Source organism: Acidimicrobiia bacterium (assembly GCA_035471805.1).
GTDB lineage: Bacteria > Actinomycetota > Acidimicrobiia > Spongiisociales > JAHEDJ01 > JAHEDJ01.
Genome location: DATIPS010000050.1, coordinates 55,190 through 76,000 on the forward strand (window position 1 = coordinate 55,190; position 20,811 = coordinate 76,000).

General features: G+C 62.8%; 24 protein-coding genes. 10 read left to right on the forward strand and 14 right to left on the reverse strand.

All coding sequences use genetic code 11. From position 1 onward, the window contains the following. Window positions 1–9: 9 nt before the first annotated feature. The 5 genes from gyrB to dnaA all read right to left on the reverse strand — a co-directional run bounded on the left by gyrB (window position 10) and on the right by dnaA (window position 6,099). On the reverse strand, window positions 10–1,920 hold the full coding sequence (gyrB, locus tag VLT15_10055; GenBank protein HSR45552.1) for a DNA topoisomerase (ATP-hydrolyzing) subunit B: 1,911 nt from the start codon (window positions 1,918–1,920) through the stop codon (window positions 10–12). 143 nt (window positions 1,921–2,063) lie between these two features. Next, complete coding sequence (locus VLT15_10060) at window positions 2,064–2,363, reverse strand: DUF721 domain-containing protein (GenBank protein HSR45553.1); 300 nt, start codon at window positions 2,361–2,363, stop codon at window positions 2,064–2,066. Next, window positions 2,360–3,457 (reverse strand): DNA replication/repair protein RecF, encoded by a 1,098-nt coding sequence (locus VLT15_10065; GenBank protein ID HSR45554.1) that lies wholly within the window; start codon window positions 3,455–3,457, stop codon window positions 2,360–2,362. Before VLT15_10065 ends, VLT15_10060 begins: the two co-directional genes overlap by 4 nt. 1 nt (window position 3,458) lies before the next feature. Next, window positions 3,459–4,544, reverse strand: coding sequence for a DNA polymerase III subunit beta (gene dnaN / locus VLT15_10070; GenBank protein ID HSR45555.1), 1,086 nt, complete (start codon window positions 4,542–4,544; stop codon window positions 3,459–3,461). Window positions 4,545–4,725: 181 nt separating this feature from the next. After that, window positions 4,726–6,099: a chromosomal replication initiator protein DnaA gene (gene dnaA / locus VLT15_10075; GenBank protein HSR45556.1), complete on the reverse strand. Its 1,374-nt coding sequence runs from the start codon at window positions 6,097–6,099 to the stop codon at window positions 4,726–4,728. A gap of 464 nt (window positions 6,100–6,563) precedes the next feature. Between dnaA and rpmH the strand changes: the two genes are divergently transcribed. The 8 genes from rpmH to VLT15_10115 all read left to right on the forward strand — a co-directional run bounded on the left by rpmH (window position 6,564) and on the right by VLT15_10115 (window position 11,454). After that, entirely contained in the window at window positions 6,564–6,698 is a 135-nt protein-coding gene (rpmH, locus tag VLT15_10080; protein HSR45557.1) for a 50S ribosomal protein L34, read from the forward strand. A gap of 4 nt (window positions 6,699–6,702) precedes the next feature. Further along, window positions 6,703–7,026 carry a ribonuclease P protein component gene (gene rnpA, locus VLT15_10085; protein HSR45558.1) on the forward strand — a complete coding sequence of 108 codons (324 nt, stop codon included), beginning with the start codon at window positions 6,703–6,705 and terminating at the stop codon, window positions 7,024–7,026. Window positions 7,027–7,058: 32 nt separating this feature from the next. Next, window positions 7,059–7,277, forward strand: a complete 219-nt coding sequence (gene yidD / locus VLT15_10090) for a membrane protein insertion efficiency factor YidD (protein ID HSR45559.1) — start codon at window positions 7,059–7,061, stop codon at window positions 7,275–7,277. Next, complete coding sequence (locus VLT15_10095) at window positions 7,277–8,131, forward strand: YidC/Oxa1 family membrane protein insertase (protein ID HSR45560.1); 855 nt, start codon at window positions 7,277–7,279, stop codon at window positions 8,129–8,131. Before yidD ends, VLT15_10095 begins: the two co-directional genes overlap by 1 nt. After that, the gene (jag, locus tag VLT15_10100; GenBank protein HSR45561.1) at window positions 8,131–9,054 is read left to right on the forward strand and encodes an RNA-binding cell elongation regulator Jag/EloR; all 924 of its coding nucleotides are present in this window, start codon (window positions 8,131–8,133) and stop codon (window positions 9,052–9,054) included. The genes VLT15_10095 and jag overlap by 1 nt, the downstream gene beginning before the upstream one ends. A 135-nt stretch (window positions 9,055–9,189) precedes the next feature. Then, entirely contained in the window at window positions 9,190–9,813 is a 624-nt protein-coding gene (locus tag VLT15_10105; protein ID HSR45562.1) for an RsmG family class I SAM-dependent methyltransferase, read from the forward strand. Beyond that, window positions 9,803–10,588, forward strand: a complete 786-nt coding sequence (locus VLT15_10110; protein ID HSR45563.1) for an AAA family ATPase — start codon at window positions 9,803–9,805, stop codon at window positions 10,586–10,588. Before VLT15_10105 ends, VLT15_10110 begins: the two co-directional genes overlap by 11 nt. Window positions 10,589–10,599: 11 nt before the next feature. After that, on the forward strand, window positions 10,600–11,454 hold the full coding sequence (locus VLT15_10115; GenBank protein HSR45564.1) for a ParB/RepB/Spo0J family partition protein: 855 nt from the start codon (window positions 10,600–10,602) through the stop codon (window positions 11,452–11,454). Here the strand turns inward: VLT15_10115 and VLT15_10120 are convergent. The 9 genes from VLT15_10120 to VLT15_10160 form a co-directional block, all read right to left on the reverse strand. Further along, complete coding sequence (locus tag VLT15_10120) at window positions 11,445–12,413, reverse strand: peptidoglycan-binding protein (GenBank protein ID HSR45565.1); 969 nt, start codon at window positions 12,411–12,413, stop codon at window positions 11,445–11,447. The genes VLT15_10115 and VLT15_10120 overlap by 10 nt on opposite strands. A gap of 157 nt (window positions 12,414–12,570) precedes the next feature. Then, on the reverse strand, window positions 12,571–12,894 hold the full coding sequence (trxA, locus tag VLT15_10125; protein ID HSR45566.1) for a thioredoxin: 324 nt from the start codon (window positions 12,892–12,894) through the stop codon (window positions 12,571–12,573). 41 nt (window positions 12,895–12,935) lie between these two features. After that, window positions 12,936–13,859, reverse strand: a complete 924-nt coding sequence (trxB, locus tag VLT15_10130; protein ID HSR45567.1) for a thioredoxin-disulfide reductase — start codon at window positions 13,857–13,859, stop codon at window positions 12,936–12,938. Between the two features lie 2 nt (window positions 13,860–13,861). Continuing rightward, complete coding sequence (locus tag VLT15_10135) at window positions 13,862–14,146, reverse strand: phage holin family protein (protein ID HSR45568.1); 285 nt, start codon at window positions 14,144–14,146, stop codon at window positions 13,862–13,864. A gap of 76 nt (window positions 14,147–14,222) precedes the next feature. Then, window positions 14,223–15,044, reverse strand: a complete 822-nt coding sequence (locus VLT15_10140; protein ID HSR45569.1) for a hypothetical protein — start codon at window positions 15,042–15,044, stop codon at window positions 14,223–14,225. Continuing rightward, on the reverse strand, window positions 15,028–15,609 hold the full coding sequence (locus tag VLT15_10145) for a sigma-70 family RNA polymerase sigma factor (GenBank protein HSR45570.1): 582 nt from the start codon (window positions 15,607–15,609) through the stop codon (window positions 15,028–15,030). Before VLT15_10145 ends, VLT15_10140 begins: the two co-directional genes overlap by 17 nt. Beyond that, window positions 15,606–16,907 carry a hypothetical protein gene (locus VLT15_10150; GenBank protein HSR45571.1) on the reverse strand — a complete coding sequence of 434 codons (1,302 nt, stop codon included), beginning with the start codon at window positions 16,905–16,907 and terminating at the stop codon, window positions 15,606–15,608. Before VLT15_10150 ends, VLT15_10145 begins: the two co-directional genes overlap by 4 nt. 48 nt (window positions 16,908–16,955) lie before the next feature. Beyond that, on the reverse strand, window positions 16,956–17,813 hold the full coding sequence (locus VLT15_10155) for a DegV family protein (GenBank protein ID HSR45572.1): 858 nt from the start codon (window positions 17,811–17,813) through the stop codon (window positions 16,956–16,958). After that, window positions 17,786–18,505, reverse strand: a complete 720-nt coding sequence (locus VLT15_10160; protein ID HSR45573.1) for a GNAT family N-acetyltransferase — start codon at window positions 18,503–18,505, stop codon at window positions 17,786–17,788. Before VLT15_10160 ends, VLT15_10155 begins: the two co-directional genes overlap by 28 nt. A 101-nt stretch (window positions 18,506–18,606) precedes the next feature. On the opposite strand from VLT15_10160, the gene VLT15_10165 reads away from it, so the two are divergent. Together VLT15_10165 and VLT15_10170 are read left to right on the forward strand one after the other, a co-directional pair. After that, on the forward strand, window positions 18,607–19,623 hold the full coding sequence (locus tag VLT15_10165; GenBank protein ID HSR45574.1) for a histone deacetylase: 1,017 nt from the start codon (window positions 18,607–18,609) through the stop codon (window positions 19,621–19,623). 52 nt (window positions 19,624–19,675) lie between these two features. Beyond that, window positions 19,676–20,758, forward strand: a complete 1,083-nt coding sequence (locus VLT15_10170; protein HSR45575.1) for a PilT/PilU family type 4a pilus ATPase — start codon at window positions 19,676–19,678, stop codon at window positions 20,756–20,758. The last annotated feature ends 53 nt before the right edge of the window (window positions 20,759–20,811 follow it).

Here is a 20,811-nt window from a genome sequence, read left to right on the forward strand (position 1 = left end):
GTCCTCTGCTCAGATGTCCAGGAAACGGACGTCTTTGGCGTTTTGCTGGATGAAGGCCTTGCGCTCTGCAACGTCGTCTCCCATCAGGGTCGTGAAGATCTCCTCGGCCCTGGCTGCGTCTTCGAGTTCGACCCGGATGAGCGTGCGCGTTTCTGGATTCATGGTTGTTTCCCACAACTCGTTGGCGTTCATCTCGCCGAGGCCCTTGAACCTGGTGGGGTTGACCTTCGGATGGTCTGTGCGGAACTCTTCCAGCGCGACGTCGTCCTTCAGATAGTGAACCTGGGACCCGACCTTCACGCGGTAGAGCGGTGGCTGCGCCACATACACATAGCCGGCTTCTATCAGGCCGCGCAGGTGGCGGAACAACAGCGTCAGGAGAAGCGTGCGAATGTGCGCGCCGTCGACGTCGGCGTCGGTGAGCATCACGATCTTGTGATACCGGGCTTTGGTTACGTCGAACTCCTCACCGATTCCGGTTCCAGAGGCAGTGATGATCCCTTGCACCTCGTTGTTCTGAAGCGCTCGCGCCAGGCGGGCCTTCTCAACGTTGAGGATCTTTCCCCTGATCGGCAGGATGGCCTGGGTCACAGAGTCCCGGCCCTCTTTGGCCGGGCCGGCGGCCGAGTCACCCTCCACGATGAAGAGCTCGCTCAACGCCGGGTCACGGGAAGAACAGTCGACCAGCTTGCCGGGGAGGCTGGTCGACTCGAGAAGCGACTTCCTCCTGGTCAGCTCCCTGGCCTTGCGGGCCGCTTCACGGGCCTTGGAGGCGGTTATGCACTTGTCGACGATGCGCCGTGCTTCCGCGGAGTTCCTCTCCAGCCATTCCGGAAGCATCTGATTCAGAGCCTTTTCTACATACGACCGGATCTCCGTGTTGCCGAGCTTCGTCTTCGTCTGACCCTCGAACTGCGGCTGCCTCACCTTGACCGAGATCACCGCGGTTAGCCCCTCGCGGATGTCCTCACCGCTGAGGTTCACTTCCTTCTCCTTGAGGATGTTCTTGGAACGCGCGAAGTCGTTGATCGCTTTCGTGAGCGACTTCCGGAAGCCCTCCTCGTGAGTTCCGCCCTCGTGGGTGTTGATGTTGTTGGCGAAGCTGAGGACGGTTTCGTTGTACGACCCGGTCCACTGCATCGCAATCTCGAGTTCCGAATCGTCAGCCTCGTGGTCGAAGTAGACGATGTGGGCGTGCAGAGGTTCGCGATTGGAGTTGAGGTGCTTGACGAAGTCGATCAAGCCGCCCCTGTAGAGGAAGGTCTTCTCCGGCCTCTCCTCGTCCCGCTCGTCGGTGAGGCGGATCTCGAGGCCCTTGTTGAGAAAGGCCATCTCACGAAGCCGGGACGCGATCGTGTCGTAATGGAACTCGGTCGTCTCGGTGAAGGTCTTCGGGGAGGGCCAGAATGAGATGGTGGTACCGGTACGCCGCGCCGGGCGGATCTTCTTGACCTTGCCGCTGGGCCGACCGTCGTTGAACGTCTGTGCCCAGAGGAACCCATCCCTCACGATCTCGGCTTCGAGGCGCGTGGACAGCGCGTTCACCACCGAAACTCCGACGCCGTGCAGGCCGCCGGAGACCGTATATGCCCCTTGCTCGAACTTGCCGCCGGCGTGCAGCGTTGTGAGAACGGTCGTCAGTGCCGAGTCCTTGGTCTTCTTGTGGTTGTCGACCGGAATCCCGCGACCGTTGTCCCTGACGCGCACTCCCCCATCCGCGAGCAGCGTGACGTCGATTCGCGTACAGAATCCTGCCATCGCTTCGTCGACGGAGTTGTCCACGACCTCCCACACCAGATGGTGCAGGCCGCGTGGCCCGGTCGAGCCGATGTACATTCCGGGCCGGCGGCGAACGGCCTCGAGACCCTCGAGGACGGTGATATCGCCAGCGTCATAGGACGATGGATTTGGGGCAGTCACAGGACTCCTTCAGCGTTCATCGATCTCAATAAACGGGGCCGTCAAACGGCCCTAGCGAACGCGATTTACAATGGTGTGATTATAGCGGTTTCGGGTGCCTTTCCCAAGCTCCCTGAAGGCCGAAATCGCCATGTTTTACGCCTTCAACGCGACGGCGGAGGCCGCACCGTCACGCCGGTCACCGCCCCCTCCCCGAATCGCTCGTCCAGGCGTCTCAACAGGTCGCCAACCGAGTACCTGAGGAAGCGAACCGCAGTGGGAGAGGCGGCCTCTACGATCAGCTCGCCGTCCTTGACGACCACCGGATTCGATGCACCTGCCCAAGGTGCTCCGGCAATAGCCTCCCATTCCTCCATCAGCGTCAAGGTCAGGTCGACCCGGTCGAGTCCCATGGATCCCAACACGGACCGCAGCAGCGCGCCGACGGAATGGAGGTCGTTCATTTGATGCTTCCGTTTCCGACGGTCCACACATGGCCTTCGATCGGAACCTCTTCGAAACGAGCGGTCGAAATGAACGTCTGGGCTGCCGGCAGCGCCCCGGCCAGTGCGTCGGCCCGCTCCCGATCCAGTTCCGAGAACACGTCATCCAGCAACAGCACCGGGGGTTCGCCGATCGCGGCGGCGATCGCCTCGTGAGAAGCAAGCCGCATGGCCAGCATCAGCGTGCGCTGTTCGCCCTGGCTTGCCTTCGACCTGGTATCCCGCCCGTTCAAAAGGACAACAGGTTCGTCCCGGTGGGGCCCGACCGTGGTCACCCGCCGGTCCCGATCGATGCGGTCTCGCTCTTCGAGTGCTGCACGCAGCAGGTGCTCCCTTTCAGAGAGTTCCGGGGCGGTGGAAAGCACTCCACCCCAACCCGAAATGTACTCATAGGTCACGTCGGCTTCATCTCCGGCCAGTCTCTCATAGGTCGGCCTGACCCAGGGCTCGAGGGCTTCCACCGTCTGGGCCCGGCGCTCCATCACCTTCGCGCCTGCCTGTGACATTCTTTCGTTCCAGACGCTCAGCGTCGTCGGGTCCGCATCCCTACCTTCCTGACGGAGCAACGTGTTCCTTTGCCGAACGGAGCGCTCGTACTCCTGCTGATCGAGGTAGGCGCCGGGCCACAACTGCACCGCGGTTCTATCCAGGAAGTCTCGACGATACGCCGGCCCTCGCTTCACGATGTCGAGATCGTCCGGCAGGAACACCACAACGCGGAGGTGCCCCAGAAGGTCGCCGGATCGTCGCGGCCGCTGGCGGTTGACCTGCACCCGCCGCCTTCCCCGGCGTGGGATCTCGACTTCGATCAGCGAGGAGCTATCGCCACGGCGGACCGTTCCCCTCACGACGGCCGCCTCAGCATCATCGCTGACCAAAGCCGCATCTGCCGCGTTTCGGAACGACTGGAGGGATGCGAGATAGGCGACCGCCTCGAGTACGTTCGTCTTGCCGGACCCGTTCTCCCCGACGAGGACATTGATGCCGGGTTCCGGCTCCAGCCGCACGTGCGGGTACGAGCGAAATCCGGTCAGCTCGACCCAGTCGACGCGCAAGTCAGATCCGGACGGGCATCAACAGATAGAGGAAGTCCTTGGCGTCGACGCCCCGAATAACGCTGGGCTTGAGGCCGTCGATGACCTGGATCTCGACCCTGTCGTCCTCGATCGCCGACACACCATCGGCCAGGTAGCGGGGATTGAAGGCGATCAGAACCTCTGCGTCCTCTCCGGAGAACTCGCCCGGCAAGTGCTCTGCCTCTCCGCCGACATCCTGGCGGGTGACGGTCATCTCGACGCCACCCTCCATGAGCTTCAGACGCACGGGAATGTGATCCTCGGCTACGAGGGCCGCCCTGGAGAGCGCCTCGAGCAGCGCTCCCTTGCCGACTATCACTCGATTCGGATAGGACTCCGGGAGAAGCTGCTGATAGTTGGGGAAACTACCCTCGATCAGCCGGAGGGCGAGTGTTCCACGATCCGAGCCGAAGGCGGCCTCACGCGTTCCCAACGCCATCCGGACCTTGGAGGAACCCACGGTCCTGCTCAGCTCCCGCAGTCCCCTCGCCGGGATCAGCCCCGTGGACGCCGGAGTGACTCCCGGAAGGTCCCTGACCGCCAGGCGGTATGAATCCGTCGCCACGAGACGGGTCCCTGCGCCGGTGGACTCCACCAGCACGCCGGTGAGGATGGGCCTGGCCGAGTCTCCGCTGGCGGCAATGGACACCTGTGCGACGGCTGCAGAGAGCAGGTCACCGTCGAGCTCGATCGACTCGGAGAAGTCCGGGTCCGCCAGTTGGGGGTACTCGTCCACCGGCAACTCCCGGAACTTGAAAGCCGGACCGGCTCCCAATATCTCCACCTCGCCGTCGTTGGAACCAAGCGTCACGGCTCCCTGCGGCATCTTGGAGACCGCTCCGTCGGCGAGTTTGGCCGGGATTACGGTCGATCCTTCCTCGAGGACCTCGACCTCTGCCGTTGTACGAACGGTGATCTCGAGATCGGTGCCGGTCACTCGCAGGGTCTTGCCACTGACCTCGCACAAGACCCCCTGGAGAATCGGCAGCGCTGCTCGTGGTCCGACGGCTCGGACAGCACGAGAAAACACATCGGCGAGATCGTCTCGTTCCGCTCGGATACGCACGGATGTCTATCCCTTCTGATATTCAATAATTACGGTAGTAGTAGTAATAGGCCTTGTGGATTGTTGAGAACCCACACATAAGGCCTGGTCGTGAACCCTTTCCAGTGCCCACAAGGATTGGGGACAACCGGGAGGATGCTCACAGGGGTGGCCAGCGTAGACCAGAACGTGTGGATAGGACTCACGTTGTCCGCAGCTCCTGGGACAGCGCGGTCACCCGCTCGAAGACGGAGTGATCGGTCTGGAGGAGTCCCTTGACCTTGTCGACCGCGTGCAAAACGGTTGAGTGATCCCGATTGAACAGCAGGCCGATCTGTGGAAGAGAGAGGTCGGTGAGCTCCCGGCACAGGTACATGGCCACCTGACGAGCAAGGACGAGCGGTTGGCGACGGCTCTTGGCGCGCAGATCGGCGGCGGAGAAGCCAAATCCTGCTGCGGCGCGATCCATTATCTGATCGGCGGTCAGGGGGCGCGGCGGCGACGACGGGACCAGGTCCTGGAGAACATCCTGAGCCATCTCGAGGTTCACCAGCTGCCCGGTGAGACCGGCGAAGGCACTAACTCTCGTCATCGCCCCTTCGAGCTCGCGGATGTTGTCTGCGACGTTCTCGGCGATGAAGAGCAGCACGTCCTCGGGCAGCGGATGAGGAAGCGACTCCAGGTTCATCCGGAGAATCGCCAGGCGCGTCTCGACGTCCGGCGGCTGGATATCGGTCAGCAAACCCCACTCGAAGCGACTCCGCAGGCGATCTTCCAGTGTCCTCAAGTGACGCGGATGGCGATCAGAGCTGATGACCATCTGTTTTCCAGATTCATACAGGTTGTTGAAGGTGTGAAAGAACTCTTCGAGGATCTGTTCTTTGCCTTCGAAGAATTGAACGTCGTCGAGCAGGAGGACGTCGGTGGTGCGATACCGGGTCTTGAACTCATCCATTCGCTTGCTGCGGATGCCGTCGATGAACTCATTGAAGAAGTTCTCCGACGAGACGTAGCGTACGACACGGTTGTCGTCGAGTTCCAGTACATGGTGGCCGACGGCTTGAAGGAGGTGCGTCTTGCCGAGGCCGGCGCCTCCGTAGATGAACAGAGGGTTGTAGTGGGTGCCGGGCTGCTCGGCCACTGCCATGGCCGCGGCATGGGCAAAGCGGTTGGATTGGCCGACTACGAAATGCTCGAATGTGTAGCGGGGGAGCAAACGGCTTCCGGGCCGGTTGAGCCGCCGGTCGGCCGGCCGAGGGCGGGGAGGAAGGTCCGGCTCGGCTACCTCCGGTTCGGGGTCCTCGTCGAAGGGAAGGGTCATGGTTCCCGTCTCTAGTTGCACGGCGACACCGGGTCCGAATATCGCCAGGGCGGCCCCTTCGATGGCCTCGAGGTGCTTGTCCGCTATCCAGCGCCGGTGGAAATCGCTCGGCGCAACCAGGGTCAGTTCCTCATCGACCGGTTCTCGGAGGTCCAAAGGGGCGAGCCACGTTTGCCACGTAACTGGGGAGACCCGATCCTGCAAAGCGGTGCGGAACGAACTCCAGGCGCCTGTTGCCGATTGCGTCTGTGTCAACGCTCTCCTCCAACTTCCTCACTAACAATGTCCACAGGTCTTTCCACACCATGTGGAGAAGCCTTGCCGCCGGCCGGAGCGCAGACCGTTCGGGGAGCGGGCCGCGCACGGCTACATATGTTTCAGCACGAGGGAAGTGCCCGGTGGTTCAATGTCCTGCCGGCGGAGGCGGAGTATATGGCTTCAGCACCCACCTCCTCAAGACTGCGAAATCTGTGCTTGTGGACTACTTGTGTACGGCGGGTGCGATACCATTTAGCCTGGTCAGGGCACATATTCGGCTCGCCTAGACTGAGCAAAGAGGCCCGATTTGTGGACAATTCGGGCGGAAACGGGTTTTCGCGTGTTAGCCAAATTTCTCGCGGAGCGAACACAAGTACGGTCTGCGTGCCCGGCGGCCTTTGACAAAGGGTGCTCTCCCTCCGTAACCTTCCGCCACCTCTTCCGATTCGGAGACTCCCTCGATGAAACGCACATACCAACCAAACGTGCGCCGACGCAACAAGAAGCACGGGTTTCGCGGCAAGATGCGAACCCGGGCGGGTCGCGCCATTATCAAGCGCCGCCGCCAAAAAGGCCGGAAGCGAATCGCCGTCTGAGGCGGTGTACCTCTCGCTGCGGACCGCTACCCAGTTTCAAGATGTGTTTCGACTCGGAACCCGCCGCCGCTGTGGCGGGGTGTTGGTCGTCCAGGCGCCCGGGCCATCCGGACCCCCGCGGGTCGGGTTTGTGGTCGGGCGCAAGGTAGGAGGCGCCGTGCAACGCAACAGAGCGAAGCGGCGACTCCGGGAGGCGGTACGGAACGTACCGCTCGAGCAAGGGACCGACTATGTGATAGTCGCTTCCGAGGCGGTCGTTCACACCCCGTTCGACCGTCTGACCAGATGGCTCACAGAGGCCATCGCCAGTGAGGAGACAGAGGCGTGACAGATACGAGGGCCGGCTTCGGCCCCGCAGGTTTGGCCCAGGGCTTGATCCGGGTCTACCAGAAGGCGCTCTCCCCCGTTCTGGGGAGGAACTGCCGGTATCAGCCGACGTGTTCTCGCTACACCTACGAGGCGATTGGCCGATTCGGTCTTCTCCGAGGAGGATGGATGGGGATTCGCCGCATTGGACGCTGTCACCCCTTCAAAGAGGGTGGATTCGATCCAGTTCCTGAAAGAGAGGAGACCAGCTGATGGGTGCCTTCTTCGATGGCATCAAGGATGTGCTGGGATGGTTCCTCGGAGTGTTCTACGACGTCGTCCCGAACTATGGGGTCGCGATCATCATGCTGACGATCCTGATCAACCTGGTTTTGTTCCCGCTCACCTTGAAGCAGACACGATCTACCAGAGCCTTCCAGACGATCCAGCCCGAGATCAAACGTCTCCAGGCCAAGTACAAGGACGATTCTCAAACGCTCCAACAAGAGATGATGAAGATACAGAAGGAGGCAGGGGCAACGCCGGGAGGGTGCCTGATTCCCCTCCTCGTGCAGATGCCGATCTGGTTCGCGTTGTTCCGCGTGCTCAGGGGAGCGGCGCTGGCCGACACGATCGGAGACTCGGGCATTCCAGCATCTTCCAGGCTCTACGAGGATCTGGTTGCGGGAGGAGGCCACTTCCTCGGTATGGAGCTGGGTTTCCATCCGTCGGACGTGTACTCGGCTGAGGGACTGGTTGCGACGATCCCCTATCTCCTCCTCATTGCCCTCATGGTTGGGGTTCAGTTCGTTCAGCAGTGGCACGCACAGCCGCGAGATGGTCGGCCGCAGGACAAGCAGGCCCAGCAGATGCAGACGATCACGAAGTTCATGCCACTATTCATCGGGTTCATCTCGTGGAGCTTCCCAGCCGGCCTCACCCTCTATTGGGCAACTTCGAACATCTTCAGGTTGGGCCAGCAGGCGCTCATCTTCCGTATGGACGGGCGGCCCGCTCCCCCGCCACAGAAGGAGGAGTCAAAGGAATCAACGACGGAGGGAACCGAGTCGCGTCCGACTCGGTCGCAGGCATCCTCCAAGAAGAAGCAGAGGAGGAGGAGAAGCTAGTGGATTGGGATTGGATTGAGCTGAGGGGTAGGACCGTCGAGGTAGCGGTAGAGGCCGCCCTCGCGGAATTGGGCCTGGATTCGATCGACCTCGCCGACGTGGAAGTGATCCAGAGTCCCGAGAAGGGGTTTCTCGGGATCGGACGTTCAGATGCGATAGTGCGCGTCAGGGCGAAACCAAAGAAGCGCAAGCGCCGGCGCAAGTCGACGGGCGTCCAGGGCAGGAACGGCGCTTCGGGCGGCCGAGAAGGAAGGCCGGCGGGTGGAAACCGGGCAGGTCGAGGCCGGCAAGGTTCAGAGAAGCAGAGTTCGGCCGGCCAAGGTTCGCCGAGGCAGAGTTCGGGCAAACCGCAACGAAGAGACGATACGCCGAAGGCAGATGGAAGGGCAAGACGCCCTCGCCGCCAGGAGGAAACAATGGACCGCAGCGGTGCACCATCGCGCGAGAACAGCTCAGATGAGCCGGAAGCCACGATGGAGGAGCGGGTTCAGGTAGTCCACTCCTTCCTGGAGGGGCTACTCGATTCATTCGGGCTCGACGGCGAAGTAAGGACCAGCGCCGAAGACGGCATCGTCCTCGCGTCTATCGACGGACCTCAGACAGAAGCACTGATCGGTCCAAGGGGCGCAATAATGCAATCCGTGCACGAAATCACTCGAACCGTTGCACAACGCAAGATTCGCGAAGGCACCAGGCTTCGTCTGGACGTCGCCGGCTACGCAGAGCGCCGGCGGGAGGCGCTCCAGATCTATGCGAGGCGCCTTGCAGAGCAGGTGATGGAGGACGGTGGCGAGGTAATGCTGGAGCCGATGAACCCCAGCGACCGAAAGGTGATCCACGACACGGTAGGCGAAATCGACGGGGTGAGCTCCTTCTCCGAAGGAGAGGAGCCCCGCCGCAGCGTCGTGATATCGGCCGACTGACGGTTACCTCACAACCGCCAGGCTGCAGCCAACTGAAACAAAGGGAGGGTCCGGCAAGTCCGGACCCTCCCTTTGTTTCACGTGAAACGTTCCGCAGCACGCGGAGACGTTTCACGTGAAACTATGCTGGTTCTCATGGAACAGGAGCTGAGAAGGCTCGAGAGGGTCACAACATGGGCCGGCGCCACGCTCGACGATGAGCAGATACAGCGCCTGGCTGCATACGCAACCTGGCTAACGGAGGAAGCCATTCCGGCCGGAGGGATTGGGCCGGATGAGGGATCCCGTATCTGGGATCGGCACATCTGTGATTCCCTGGCGTTTGCGGCCGCATGGAGAGACGGCCGGCCCGGGACCGCTGCCGACCTGGGTTCGGGCGTAGGGCTTCCCGGAATCCCTCTGGCCATCTTGTGGCCGGACACCAGGTGGAGCTTGATCGATAGGTCCAGACGAAGAGTCGAACTAGCCCGCAGAGCCATCCGAATCCTCGACGTCGACAACGTTCGTGCGTACGCCGAAGACTTCAGAAGGCATCGCACAGGGCACGAGGCCGTCGTGGCCAGGGGGGTTCTTAGCCCACAACAACTCCTCGAGGACATCGGAGAGGTCCTTTCGCCCGGCGGGCGCATTGCTGTCGGCCTAACGAGGAGCGGGAGTGAGGAGAAGTGGACGGAATCCTGGGGCAAGGTCATCGAGGTTCCGTCCGAGGTCCTTGACGGCGGTGGAAAGATCCTTATCATTGACTCCCGTGACCGATGAAACACATGCTCTCATCGTTGCGATCGCCAACCAGAAGGGTGGGGTCGGCAAGTCGACAACCGCAGTGAACCTCGCGGCGGCTCTTGCATACCAGGGCCAACGGGTTCTACTGGCCGACCTCGACCCCCAGGGCAACGCAACTTCAGGCCTCGGCATCGACAGATCCATGATCGAGGCATCCATGTACGATCTTCTAATAGGAGAGATAACGTTAGTTGACGTTGTGGAACCTACGAGCGTCAGGAACCTGCATGTTGTGCCGGCGACGATCGACCTGGCGGGGGCAGAGATCGAGCTCGTGTCGATGTTCTCTCGCGAGCTGAGACTCAAGAACGCCCTCAAGGATTCGGTCGGCCTCTACGACGTGGTGCTCATCGACTGTCCCCCGTCTCTCGGCCTCCTCACAATCAACGGTCTGGCGGCTGCCGACGAAGTATTCATCCCGATTCAAAGCGAGTACTACGCGTTGGAAGGCTTGAGCCAACTGCTTCGCAACATAGACCTCGTGAAGAACAGCCTGAACCCCGAACTCGAAGTGGGAGGCGTGGTCCTCACAATGTACGACGCCCGGACCAGGCTTTCGGCCGACGTGGCGGCCCAGGTGAGGGACCATTTCGGGGATAGGGCATACAGGACCATCATTCCACGTTCTGTACGGCTCTCAGAGGCGCCTTCCTACGGCGAACCGATCGAGTCCTTCGATCCGATGAGCCGCGGCGCAATCGCCTATCGGGAATTGGGCCGCGAATTCATTCAACGACACAAGACCGAGTAGGGGAGGGAAGCATGCCTGCACGCCGGAGCGGACTCGGTAGGGGACTCGAAGCCCTCATCCCACAACGAGATTCGGTTGATCAGGGATACGCGGTTCTTGCGATCGACCACATCGAACCCAATCCCAACCAGCCGCGGGTAGCATTTGACGACGCTGCTTTAGGCGAGTTAACGGCCTCTATTGTGGAGGTCGGGCTCCTTCAGCCAGTAGTGGTCAGGCCTGTGGACGAAAACCGATACGAGCTGATCGCCGGGGAACGCAGATGGAGGGCGGCCCGTCGTGCCGGCCTGGTCGAGATACCGGCAGTTGTCAGGGCAACCGACGATCAAGGCACGCTGACGGAGGCCCTGATCGAGAACGTGCAAAGAGAAGACCTCGGTCCTCTAGAAGAAGCAGCCGCTTACCGACAACTCCTCGAGGACTTCCAACTCACCCACGAAGAGATCGGAAAGCGCGTCGGTAAGAGCCGAACCTCGGTGACCAACGCCATGCGACTCCTGCAGTTGCCGGCCTCAATCCAGGGGATGCTCGAACGTCGGGAGCTGTCCGCCGGGGCAGCACGCGCCCTCCTGGGCGTCGACGACTTGGCCTTCGCGGAACACATCGCGAAGCGGGCAGCAGAGGACGGATGGTCGGTGAGGCAGGTCGAGGACGCAGTGCGGGTGCGCGCCGGCCAAGCCGACGAGCAACCGCAGCAGAAGGTGAAGCAGGTTCGCCCGGTGGCCATCATCGAACTCGAGCACCGACTCTCCGAGCATCTGGGTACGCCGGTCAACATCCAATACCGGGGCGACAAGGGCAAGGTAGTCATCAAGTTTTCGTCACTTGACGAATTAGAGCGGATCTATCGCGATTTCTACTCTTGATTCGCGGCTTCCACGAAGAAGCCGTTGATCCCGGCAACGATCCCCTTGGCGATCTCCTTTCCCAACCGGGGGTGAGCGACCACCACCGCGGGGGAGCGGGTGTGTTTAAGGATCGGGGCGGCTCGACCGCCTGTCGGGAGATCGAGATGGCCGGCGATCTCGGATGCGAGAAGGGCTCCCGCCTCGCTCCTGCTGCGCGGCGTGGCGAAGAAGTAGACGCCCGGATCGTCCGCTTGAGGGTGCCGTAGCGAGACAATGAAGTCTGCGCCTATGCGGTTGGCTCGACGGGCCCGGATCGGTTCTGTCGTGTAAATGTCGACGCTGCGCGAGAAGGACGGCTTCCCGCCCATGACCTGGAAGATTCCGGCAGCAGCAGAGGCGGCTTCCCAGGCGGCCGCTGCCTCCGTTTCGTCCCTGCAGGACGGATCAAAGCATCCTTTGCTCCCAACGAGAGTCCGGGGAAGGTTTCTCATCCACTCTCGTTCGCGGACCGCCTCCCGTCCCGTCTTTCTCGTCGCCCTCCCCACGAGTCGAAGTTCCGCGATCACACCCGGACCAGCGATTCCATCGACGCCCAGGCCGCGGTTGTTCTGGAAGTCGGTCATGGCAACCGCCGTGTCGGGGCCGAATATCCCGTCGATCTTCCCGGCGTCGAAACCCAGAGCGTTCAACCTTCTCTGCAGCTCCTCGACGTCGTCACCCCGGAGCATCGGGCTGCGGTGATATAGGATGCGGTCGCCGAGACGAAAGCCGGCCTCGTAGAGAGATCGCCATGTCTCCGAGCCGACGATCCCGTCCGGGTCGAGGCCGCGCGCTTCCTGGAAGGCGCGGACGGCTCCGGCGGTTCCCTCCCGGAACTCACCGCGTGGATCCGGGGAGCAGTCGAAGCCCAAAGACAAGAGCCGACCCTGGATATCACGGATCGGCTCGCCGGAATCTCCGATCCGATACAGCCGCATCGCGTAAACGTATCACGTACCGACACGCTACAAGCATCGGGCGTGAGGAGCTCCGGCCGGGTTCCGATGCGGCCAGCTCATCCGGGAGGTCGACGTCGAACCGACGACACGGGGCGCGGCCACCCACCCGTACCCGTGCTGCCGCCCTCCTTCGGGCCTAGGCGATGAACTCGGCCAACTCCTTGAGCATCTGATGCTTGGGGCGTGCGCCGACGATGGTCTTCGCCTTCAGGCCGTCCTTGAACACGATCATGGTGGGGATGCTCATCACCCCGTAGTCGGCCGCGGTCTGGGGGTTCTCGTCGATGTTGAGCTTGGCGAGAACCAGCTTCTCGGAATACTCCCCGGCGATTTCGTCGAGAATGGGCTCGACCATCTTGCACGGACCGCACCATTCGGCCCAGAAGTCGACGATGACGGCCTTGTCACCGGAGATAGCGTCTTTGAATGTGGCGTCGTTGACGGTGATGCTGTTTGTCATGGGTCCTCCTCAGGATCTACTACGTCCGGCAGGGCGGAGCGTCAGTGCTGTTCGGCGAGCCAGCGCTCAGCGTCGATTGCCGCCTGACATCCTGTGCCGGCAGCCGTGATCGCTTGCCGGTATACATGGTCGGCGACGTCGCCGGCGGCAAAGATACCGGCGACTGTGGTGGCAGTCGAACCGTCTCCACGAAGCTTGATGTAACCGGCTTCGTCCAATTCGAGCTGACCCTCGAATATCTCGGTGTTGGGTGTGTGTCCGATGGCGACGAAGTAGCCGTCGGACGCCATCTCGGTCTCCACGCCGGTCAGGACATTCCGGATGCGAACTCCCGTCACCTCGTCCTCGCCGAGGACTTCTTCGACGACGGTATCCCAGAGAACGTCGATCTTCTCATGTTCGAGCACGCGCCTGGCCATGATCGCAGAAGCCCGGAACTCGTCGCGCCGGTGGATGATCGTCACTTTGGAGGCGAACTTGGTCAGAAACAGGGCCTCCTCCATTGCGGAGTCGCCTCCGCCGACCACGACCAGCTCCTTGTCGCGAAAGAAGAAGCCGTCGCAGGTCGCACAGGCGGAAACGCCGCGCCCGCGCAGTTTCTCCTCACCGGGAATGCCGAGCCAGCGGGCCGATGCCCCGGTGGCGATGATCACCGCCTCGGCTTCGTACTCGTCGGCGTCCACCCTCACCTTGAACGGGCGTGTGGAGAAGTCGACTTCGGTGACGTCGACCGTGTGGATGCGGGGGGCAAAGCGCTCGGCCTGCTTCCGGAACCGCTCCATGAGCTCGGGCCCCATGATCCCGTCCGGGAACCCCGGGAAGTTCTCGACGTCCGTTGTGATCATGAGCTGGCCGCCCGCCTGGCTTCCCTCGAACACGAGGGGATCGAGATCTCCTCGACCGGCATAGAGAGCCGCGGTCAGTCCGGCCGGGCCGGACCCGATGACTATTACCTTTTCGGGCATGTTCAGTTTTCCTCTGGATCCTGAGTTCGCTTCCACCACATGAACGCACCACCGGCGACGAATAATCCCCCAACGACGCCGAAAGCGCCGGCGGCGGTCAACGGGACGGCCAGAGCGCGAATGATGGATATGAAGAGATAGATGACGGCGATGAGACCGAGAGTTGCTGCGACAAGGCCCAGCGCGGCGATCTTCAGTCCCTTACTTATGCGGTCGACCGTCATCTCGCGAACCTTGGTGGAGGTGCTCTCGAGAAAATCGGCGAACTTCGTGGCGAATTCGTCCATAGGTCTAGAGACTAGCGGCGCAGGGAGAAGCCGGGCACGAGCCACGTAGCCCAAGGGCCTTCAGCAGAGCGCCCGGTCATTGCCCCGCGGTGAACTCGCCCAAGATCGCACAGTCTTCAGACGACAAAGCGGCTGCCACCGTGTCGCCGCCGGTCGCGTAGATGATCAAGTACGCCGGTTGCTGTTCGAAGAGGACCTCTGCGGCCAGCACCAACTCGACTTGATCGGGCAGATATCCGGAACAGCGGGCGGCAACCTCGTCCGAGAAGCCCGCAGAGCTTTCCAGCAGTTCGACGGGGGGTGTTGGCCCGGCGAGATCCTGCAGGTCGGCTGCGGTTATCTCGAGAACGGGTAGGCCGGCAACCGGTGCCGTGAGTGTGTGGTCTTCGGAGCCTCCTGCCGCCGAAGCCGCATCATCGGCGGCCGACTCGGCCACGCTCCGGCTCTCCTCGGCGGAAGAAGCGAGGGAGGGAGCCTTTTCCTCGCCGTCTCCCGGCCCATCCTGGATGAGTTCGGCAGCCGCAGTGTCGAATGCCGTCATGTCCGAGGCGTCACCACCGAAGCCGTTGCCGAGCATCGCAACGGAAGCGAGTCCGACGACGGCAAAGCCTGCGGCCACCGCCGCCACACGCGGGGCGTAGCGGACGAGCCACCCGGTCCGGGGAGCAGGAGCAGCCTGACGCAGGGAACGGTGTAGCGATGCTCTTTCGACGTCGGTCATTGCGACGGGAGCCACCGAACGCAGCAGTTCGAGAACGTGGCGCTGTGCCTCGAACTCGGCGTTGCAGTCGTCGCACCGCGCGATCGCACCCTCTGCCGTCACGGCTTGCTCGGGAGAAGCCGTGCCTTCGGCATGCGCCGCTATTAGGTCGAAATCGTGCTCATGCATCTTGATCATCCCTTGGACGTCGCGAGGCGTCGTTCTGGTTCCGCAATATGTCGGCGAGAAGCCGCCGTCCCCTGAAGATCCGCGACTTGGCAGTTCCCGGCGGGATCCGGAGGATCTCTGCGATCTCCGAGATCGGGAGATCCTCGAGATCCGAGAGGATCACGGCCGAGCGAAACTCGTCGGGTATGCGACTCAGCGCGTGCTCGAGTTCGGGACGCATCTCCGCCGATGCAAACCCGTCACCGGCAGCGCGATCGACCGGGTCCAGGTGTTCGGGGAGCCGGTCAGCCCGGCGCCGCTTCTCCTTCCGTAGCTGGTCGTAGCAGGTATTCACCGCCACGCGGTACAGCCACGTCGAGAAGGCAGCCTTTCCGGTGAAGCGGTCCGCTTTCCGGAACAGGGTCAGAAAAGTCTCCTGCGTAGCGTCGAGCGCAGCTTCGCGATTCGCCATGATGCGCATGCAGATGGAGAACACTCTGTCCTCGTGGGCGCGCACGATTTCATCGAAGGCGGATCGATCGCCGCCAACGAATCGCTCAATCAATGCGAGATCCTCGCCGGAGCGCCCCGTCATGGCCGGAAGCGTACTTCGCCGACGCTGCCGACATAACCACCTTCGGGGTCGGCCGGGATGTCGGTTAGCCAGAACAGCCAGTGCCCGTCGGTTCGCTCCGGCAACTGGATCGTCCCACGGCCCCCGCGTATCGACCCGCTCGCGATCGGGGCCCAATCGTCGATATCCAACGAGAAGGCGGGAATCCACAGCAGCCGGAAGGACATCCGGTCGGCAGAACCGAGCAACTCGACGGAGGTCGGAGTTCCGGTCACCTCGAGCGCGAACCCGACGCCACTCTTGATGAGGGCGAGCGGGTCGCTGTAGCGCTCCGTCGACCAGGTGGTATCGACCTCCCCGTCGTTGAGGTTCGACAGGTCGCGATCGTGTTCGGTTCCGTCACCATCCGGATCGAAGACCCTCACACCGGTGATCGACACGATCGACGGCGTGATCGAGGGCGAGGTCGTGGAGGTGGTGAGCGTTGTACCGACGTCGGTCGCGGCGGGTGCAACGGGAAACAGGAGCGGGTCCTGGGGTTCCGTCTCGATCGAGCGGCCGACGACGAAGAGGATGATCGCCACACCCAGGAGACCGGCGGCGGGCAGGATCCTTCTCCACGACCACAGACGATCTGATTCCGGTGGCTGGACCGAAGAGCTGGGAGCGGCGCGCAGCAGTTCGGCCAGGCCCGCCGCGTCCAGGTCGCCCGTTTGGGCTCTCCTGAGCACTCGGTCGACCCGCGGGGAGAGTCCGTCCACCACCTGAGACGGGGCGACGTCGTGTCCCGGAGCCCCGGTGATGGCGGTTACCAGCGCCTCTGAGAGATCCCGGACGTCTTTGCGGGCGCTCGCCCCCGCCGCATGCCGTCCGAATCCGGCCAGTTTGGCGGGGTGAGCCATCGAGAAGAAGATCGACCCCTCTCCGATGGCTCCGTGCAGCACCCCGCGCTCGTGCAGGGCCGCCAGGGCGTCTGCCAGCCCGGCGGCGTTGGGTAGGAACTCCTCGACCGGCATCGTTTCCCCGGCCCGCCGCCGATGTTGAAGAGTCAGTCCGCCCGACCACTCTGAGATCGAGTATGCGCCGTCGGGCAGGAGGTCGGCCGCGAAGATGGAAGCCAGGTGAGTGTGCGTGACCCCGGAAGCACCGCGTACCGCCTCGAGGAACTCGGTACGACGTTGCTCGGTGGTCTCCGGCCCGACTATCCGGATCAGGACCGGCCTGTCCAGGGCGGTGTCGGTGGCCAGCCACTCCTCGACGTCTCCGTCGCGGCCGAGACGAACCTCGAACTGATATCGGTCGGGCAGGCGTGGTGGCAAGGAAACCCCCGGGTCGACTTTAACGGGCAGGGCCGGTCACGGGACGCATCAGTTCGTCAGATAGGCAACACCGACGGTGCCGGGTCCGGTGTGGGTCCCGACCACAGCTCCAAGCGTCGTCACGATCACCTCATGATCCACGTGGCGCTGAATCCGTTCAACCACCAGGTCGACGTCCGGTGCGGCACCGTGGAAGACGGCGGTTGCCCGGATGCGCGGCCCGAGGGCCGCAAAGCGTTCTTCAAGTGCGGCCACGGCCCTGGACCGGGTTCTCACCCGGCCAAGCGGAGAAACGATTCCCTCGTCCAAACCGATCAGGGGCTTGATGTTGAGGAGCCCGCCGAAGAAGGCTTGTGCGCTTCCGATACGACCACCTCGTTTCAAGTATTCGAGGGTGTCGAGTGCGGCGACGATGTCGGTCGATGCGAGCGTGTCCGTGGCGTGCTGCACCACGGCATCGATCGACGGTCCTCCGGCAGCGAACCGGGCCGTGTCGAGGACGGGCAGACCCAGCCCCATGCCGACGGTCCGCGAGTCGATGATCTTGATCGGTACGTCTCCCGAGAGGCGCTCGGCTGCGATAACCGCCGACTGATAGGTTCCGCTCAAGGCAGAGGAAATGGTCATGACGACGATCCCTGAGGCACCACCGTCGATCAGGGCGCGATAGCTCTCCTCGAACAGGCCGGCACTCGGAGCCGCCGTTTCCGGCAGGCGGTCCACCGCTACCAGGCGCTCCCAGAATGCAGCAGCGGACAAATCGCGGTGATCGACGAACTCCTCGTCCCCGAACCTGATGGTGAGCGGCACGATCGTGACCCCGTGTTCGGCGGCCAGCGCGGCCGGCACGTCGCTCGATGAGTCTGTGACTATTCGGATCATGGTTCCCTTTGTGGTTGGAGACACCAGATTACGAGGCCTGCCGCGACGCGGGTGAATCCCTCCTCTTCGTAGAGCCGCCCGGCGGGAACGTTGTCCGGTTGCGTGTTGAGGAGCATGGTGCGGCATCCGCGGCTGCGTGCCCAACCCAGCGACGCCCTGACCAGGGCCCGTCCGAACCCTTGCCGGACGCGGGCCGGATCCACCGCCACCCTCTGTAGATACCCGGTCGATCCGCCCGCTCCGACTATCGCGAAACCGGTGGTGGTCCCGTTGTCAGATCGCACCGTCAGAAAGGCCGAAGTCGGAGTGGCATTCAAAGCTTCTTTCAGGCCGGCCGAGCCAAGCCGCCAAAGGGGCTCGAACGCGGCCGAGTCGATCTCCACCGCACGTTCCCATTCGCCTTCCTCACCCGCCACGACCGGGATGCTGGGCGACGCCTGTCTGGCGAGGAGGTCACGCTGGAACATGTCGAGAACGAGATGCGGCCGAAACCCGGCCTCTTCCCACATGGAGGTGCTGCCTGCGGCCAGGGGAGGTGAGAGGATCAAGCCGTTCCCAACAGGTATCGCCCGCGCGGCTTCCCGCAGGAACTCGGCGTTGCCGCGAATCAGACGCAGGTGAGCATCCGGGCTCTGGTCGTTCCACGGACGGGCGGTTGCCATCGACCAGCCGCGCCTCATGGAAATCGGCCCGGGCCAGGTTCCGCGGGTCTTCACGAACCCCACCACAGTCTCGCCGGATCTGGTTGCTCTCTGTCTCGCACGTAACCAGGCTAGATGGTGGGGGCAGCGATGCCCGATGTGGCAAAGTAGTCGGCATGCGAGTGCTGGCCGTCGGACATCCATCGTTCTTGCTTCATCGCCAAGCCGGCTGGCATCCGGAGAGGCCTGATCGCTTGAAAGCAGCCAGAGCGGGACTGGAGATCGCTCCTGTCGAGATCGTGGAGGCCGAGGCCCCTCCGATCGCACCTGCCGTGCTGCAGCGTTTGCACACCGCCGAATACGTTGCGGCCATAGAAGGATTCTGCGCGGCCGGTGGCGGGGCACTGGATTCGGATACCTACGCAGTCGTCGAATCCTGGGAAGCGGCCATCCGGTCGGCGGGAGCAGGTCCGGCTGCCGTCGACGGCTTGCTGGCCGGTGACGCCGAAGCGGCATTCTGTCTGGTTCGGCCGCCCGGACATCACGCGCTCGCCAACCGGGCCATGGGGTTCTGCATATTCAACAACGCGGCCCTGACCGCCAGGTACCTCACCGACATGGGCATGAAGGTCCTGATCGTCGACTGGGACGTTCACCACGGCAACGGGACACAGGATCTCTTCATCTCCGATGGGAGCGTTCTGTACATCTCGGTCCATCAGTTCCCGTTCTATCCGGGGGGCGGGTGGCTCGACGAGTTCGGATATGGTCCCGGTTCGGGGAGAACCATCAACATTCCGGTGCCGGCGCGGACGACCGGTGATATCTATCGGGAGGCCTTCCGGCGCGTGGTCTTGCCGGTTGCACACCAGTTCGGTCCGGACTGGATCCTGGTCAGCTCGGGCTACGACGCGCACAGGGCCGACCCTCTCGCCGAGGTGATGCTGGTCGAATCAGATTACGCCTACATGGCCAACGCCCTCGTCGGGTTGGTACCGGCGGGAAGAACGGTCGTCTTTCTGGAAGGCGGCTACAACCTCGATGCCGTGCGCGACTCGGTGGCGGCGACCTTCTCCGGTCTCGCCGGCGTGATCGATCCAAGCGCGCCTTCCCACGGGGAGTCAGACGCAGGCGCCTGGCGATCGCTCGAGATGGTGGAACGAGCCGTCGGCGAGTTCTGGGAAGTACGTTAAGTCTCTCCTTCCCGCTGCCGATATCACCTTCGGACCACGACTGGAGAAGATGATGGCTGTAGCGCTTGACGACCTGTTGAAGAAGGTGATCGAGGTAGAAGCCTCGGACCTGCATCTGAAGGTCGGATCTCCGCCGGTGATGCGAATCGACGGCGAACTGAATCCCACCAGCCTCGAGACGCTTACACCGACGGACACTGAAGCGTATGCCCAGACGATCTTCACCCAGCGCGCTGCCAAGGAGTTCCGCGAAACGAGTGAGGCCGACTTCGCCTACGGGAAGCCGGAACTCGGACGGTTCCGTGTCAACGTCTACCGCCAGCGAGGTTCGGTGAGCCTCGTGCTGCGCCGTGTCCTTCCTACCACCCAGAATTTCACCGATCTGGGCCTCCCGAAGATCCTCGAGAAGCTCTCCATGGAACAGCGCGGACTCGTGCTGGTCACCGGCCCAACCGGATCGGGCAAGACCACGACGCTGTCGTCGATGATCGACTACATAAACGAGGTGCGTCGCGTCAACATCGTCACGATCGAGGACCCGATCGAAGTTCTCCACCGAGACAACAACTCGATCGTTTCGCAACGTGAGATCGGCATGGACACCGAGGACTTCGCACAGGCTCTCCGGCGGGTTCTCCGGCAGGACCCCGACGTGATACTCATCGGGGAGATTCGGGATGCCGAAACCGTTCGAGCCGCCCTCCAGGCGGCCGAGACCGGCCACCTGGTCCTGTCTTCCCTGCACACCATCGATGCGACCGAGACAATCAACCGCATTGTCGACTTCTTCCCGCCCTACCAGCAGAAGCAGATCCGAATCCTGCTGGCTTCCACCCTCAAGGGAGTGGTCAGCCAGAGGCTGATGGAGAAGGCGGACGGCCAGGGAAGGGTGCCTTCGGTGGAGGTCCTCACGATGAACGGCCGCGTCTACGACCGCGTGGTAGACGAGTCGCTCACGAGCGAGATCGTCGAGGTGATCGCAGAGAGCGAGTTCTACGGAATGCAGACGTTCGATCAGTCGATTCTCGGTTTGTATCAGAAGGGCCTGATCACGTTCAAGAACGCCGTTGCCAACGCCTCGAATCCCCACGACTTCAGAGTGAAGGCGGAACAGCTGGGGCTCGTGACGGTTTAAGGGTTCAGAATCCTCTCCGGGTGGAGAGTGGGCCGAGAAGTGGGGCCGCCTCA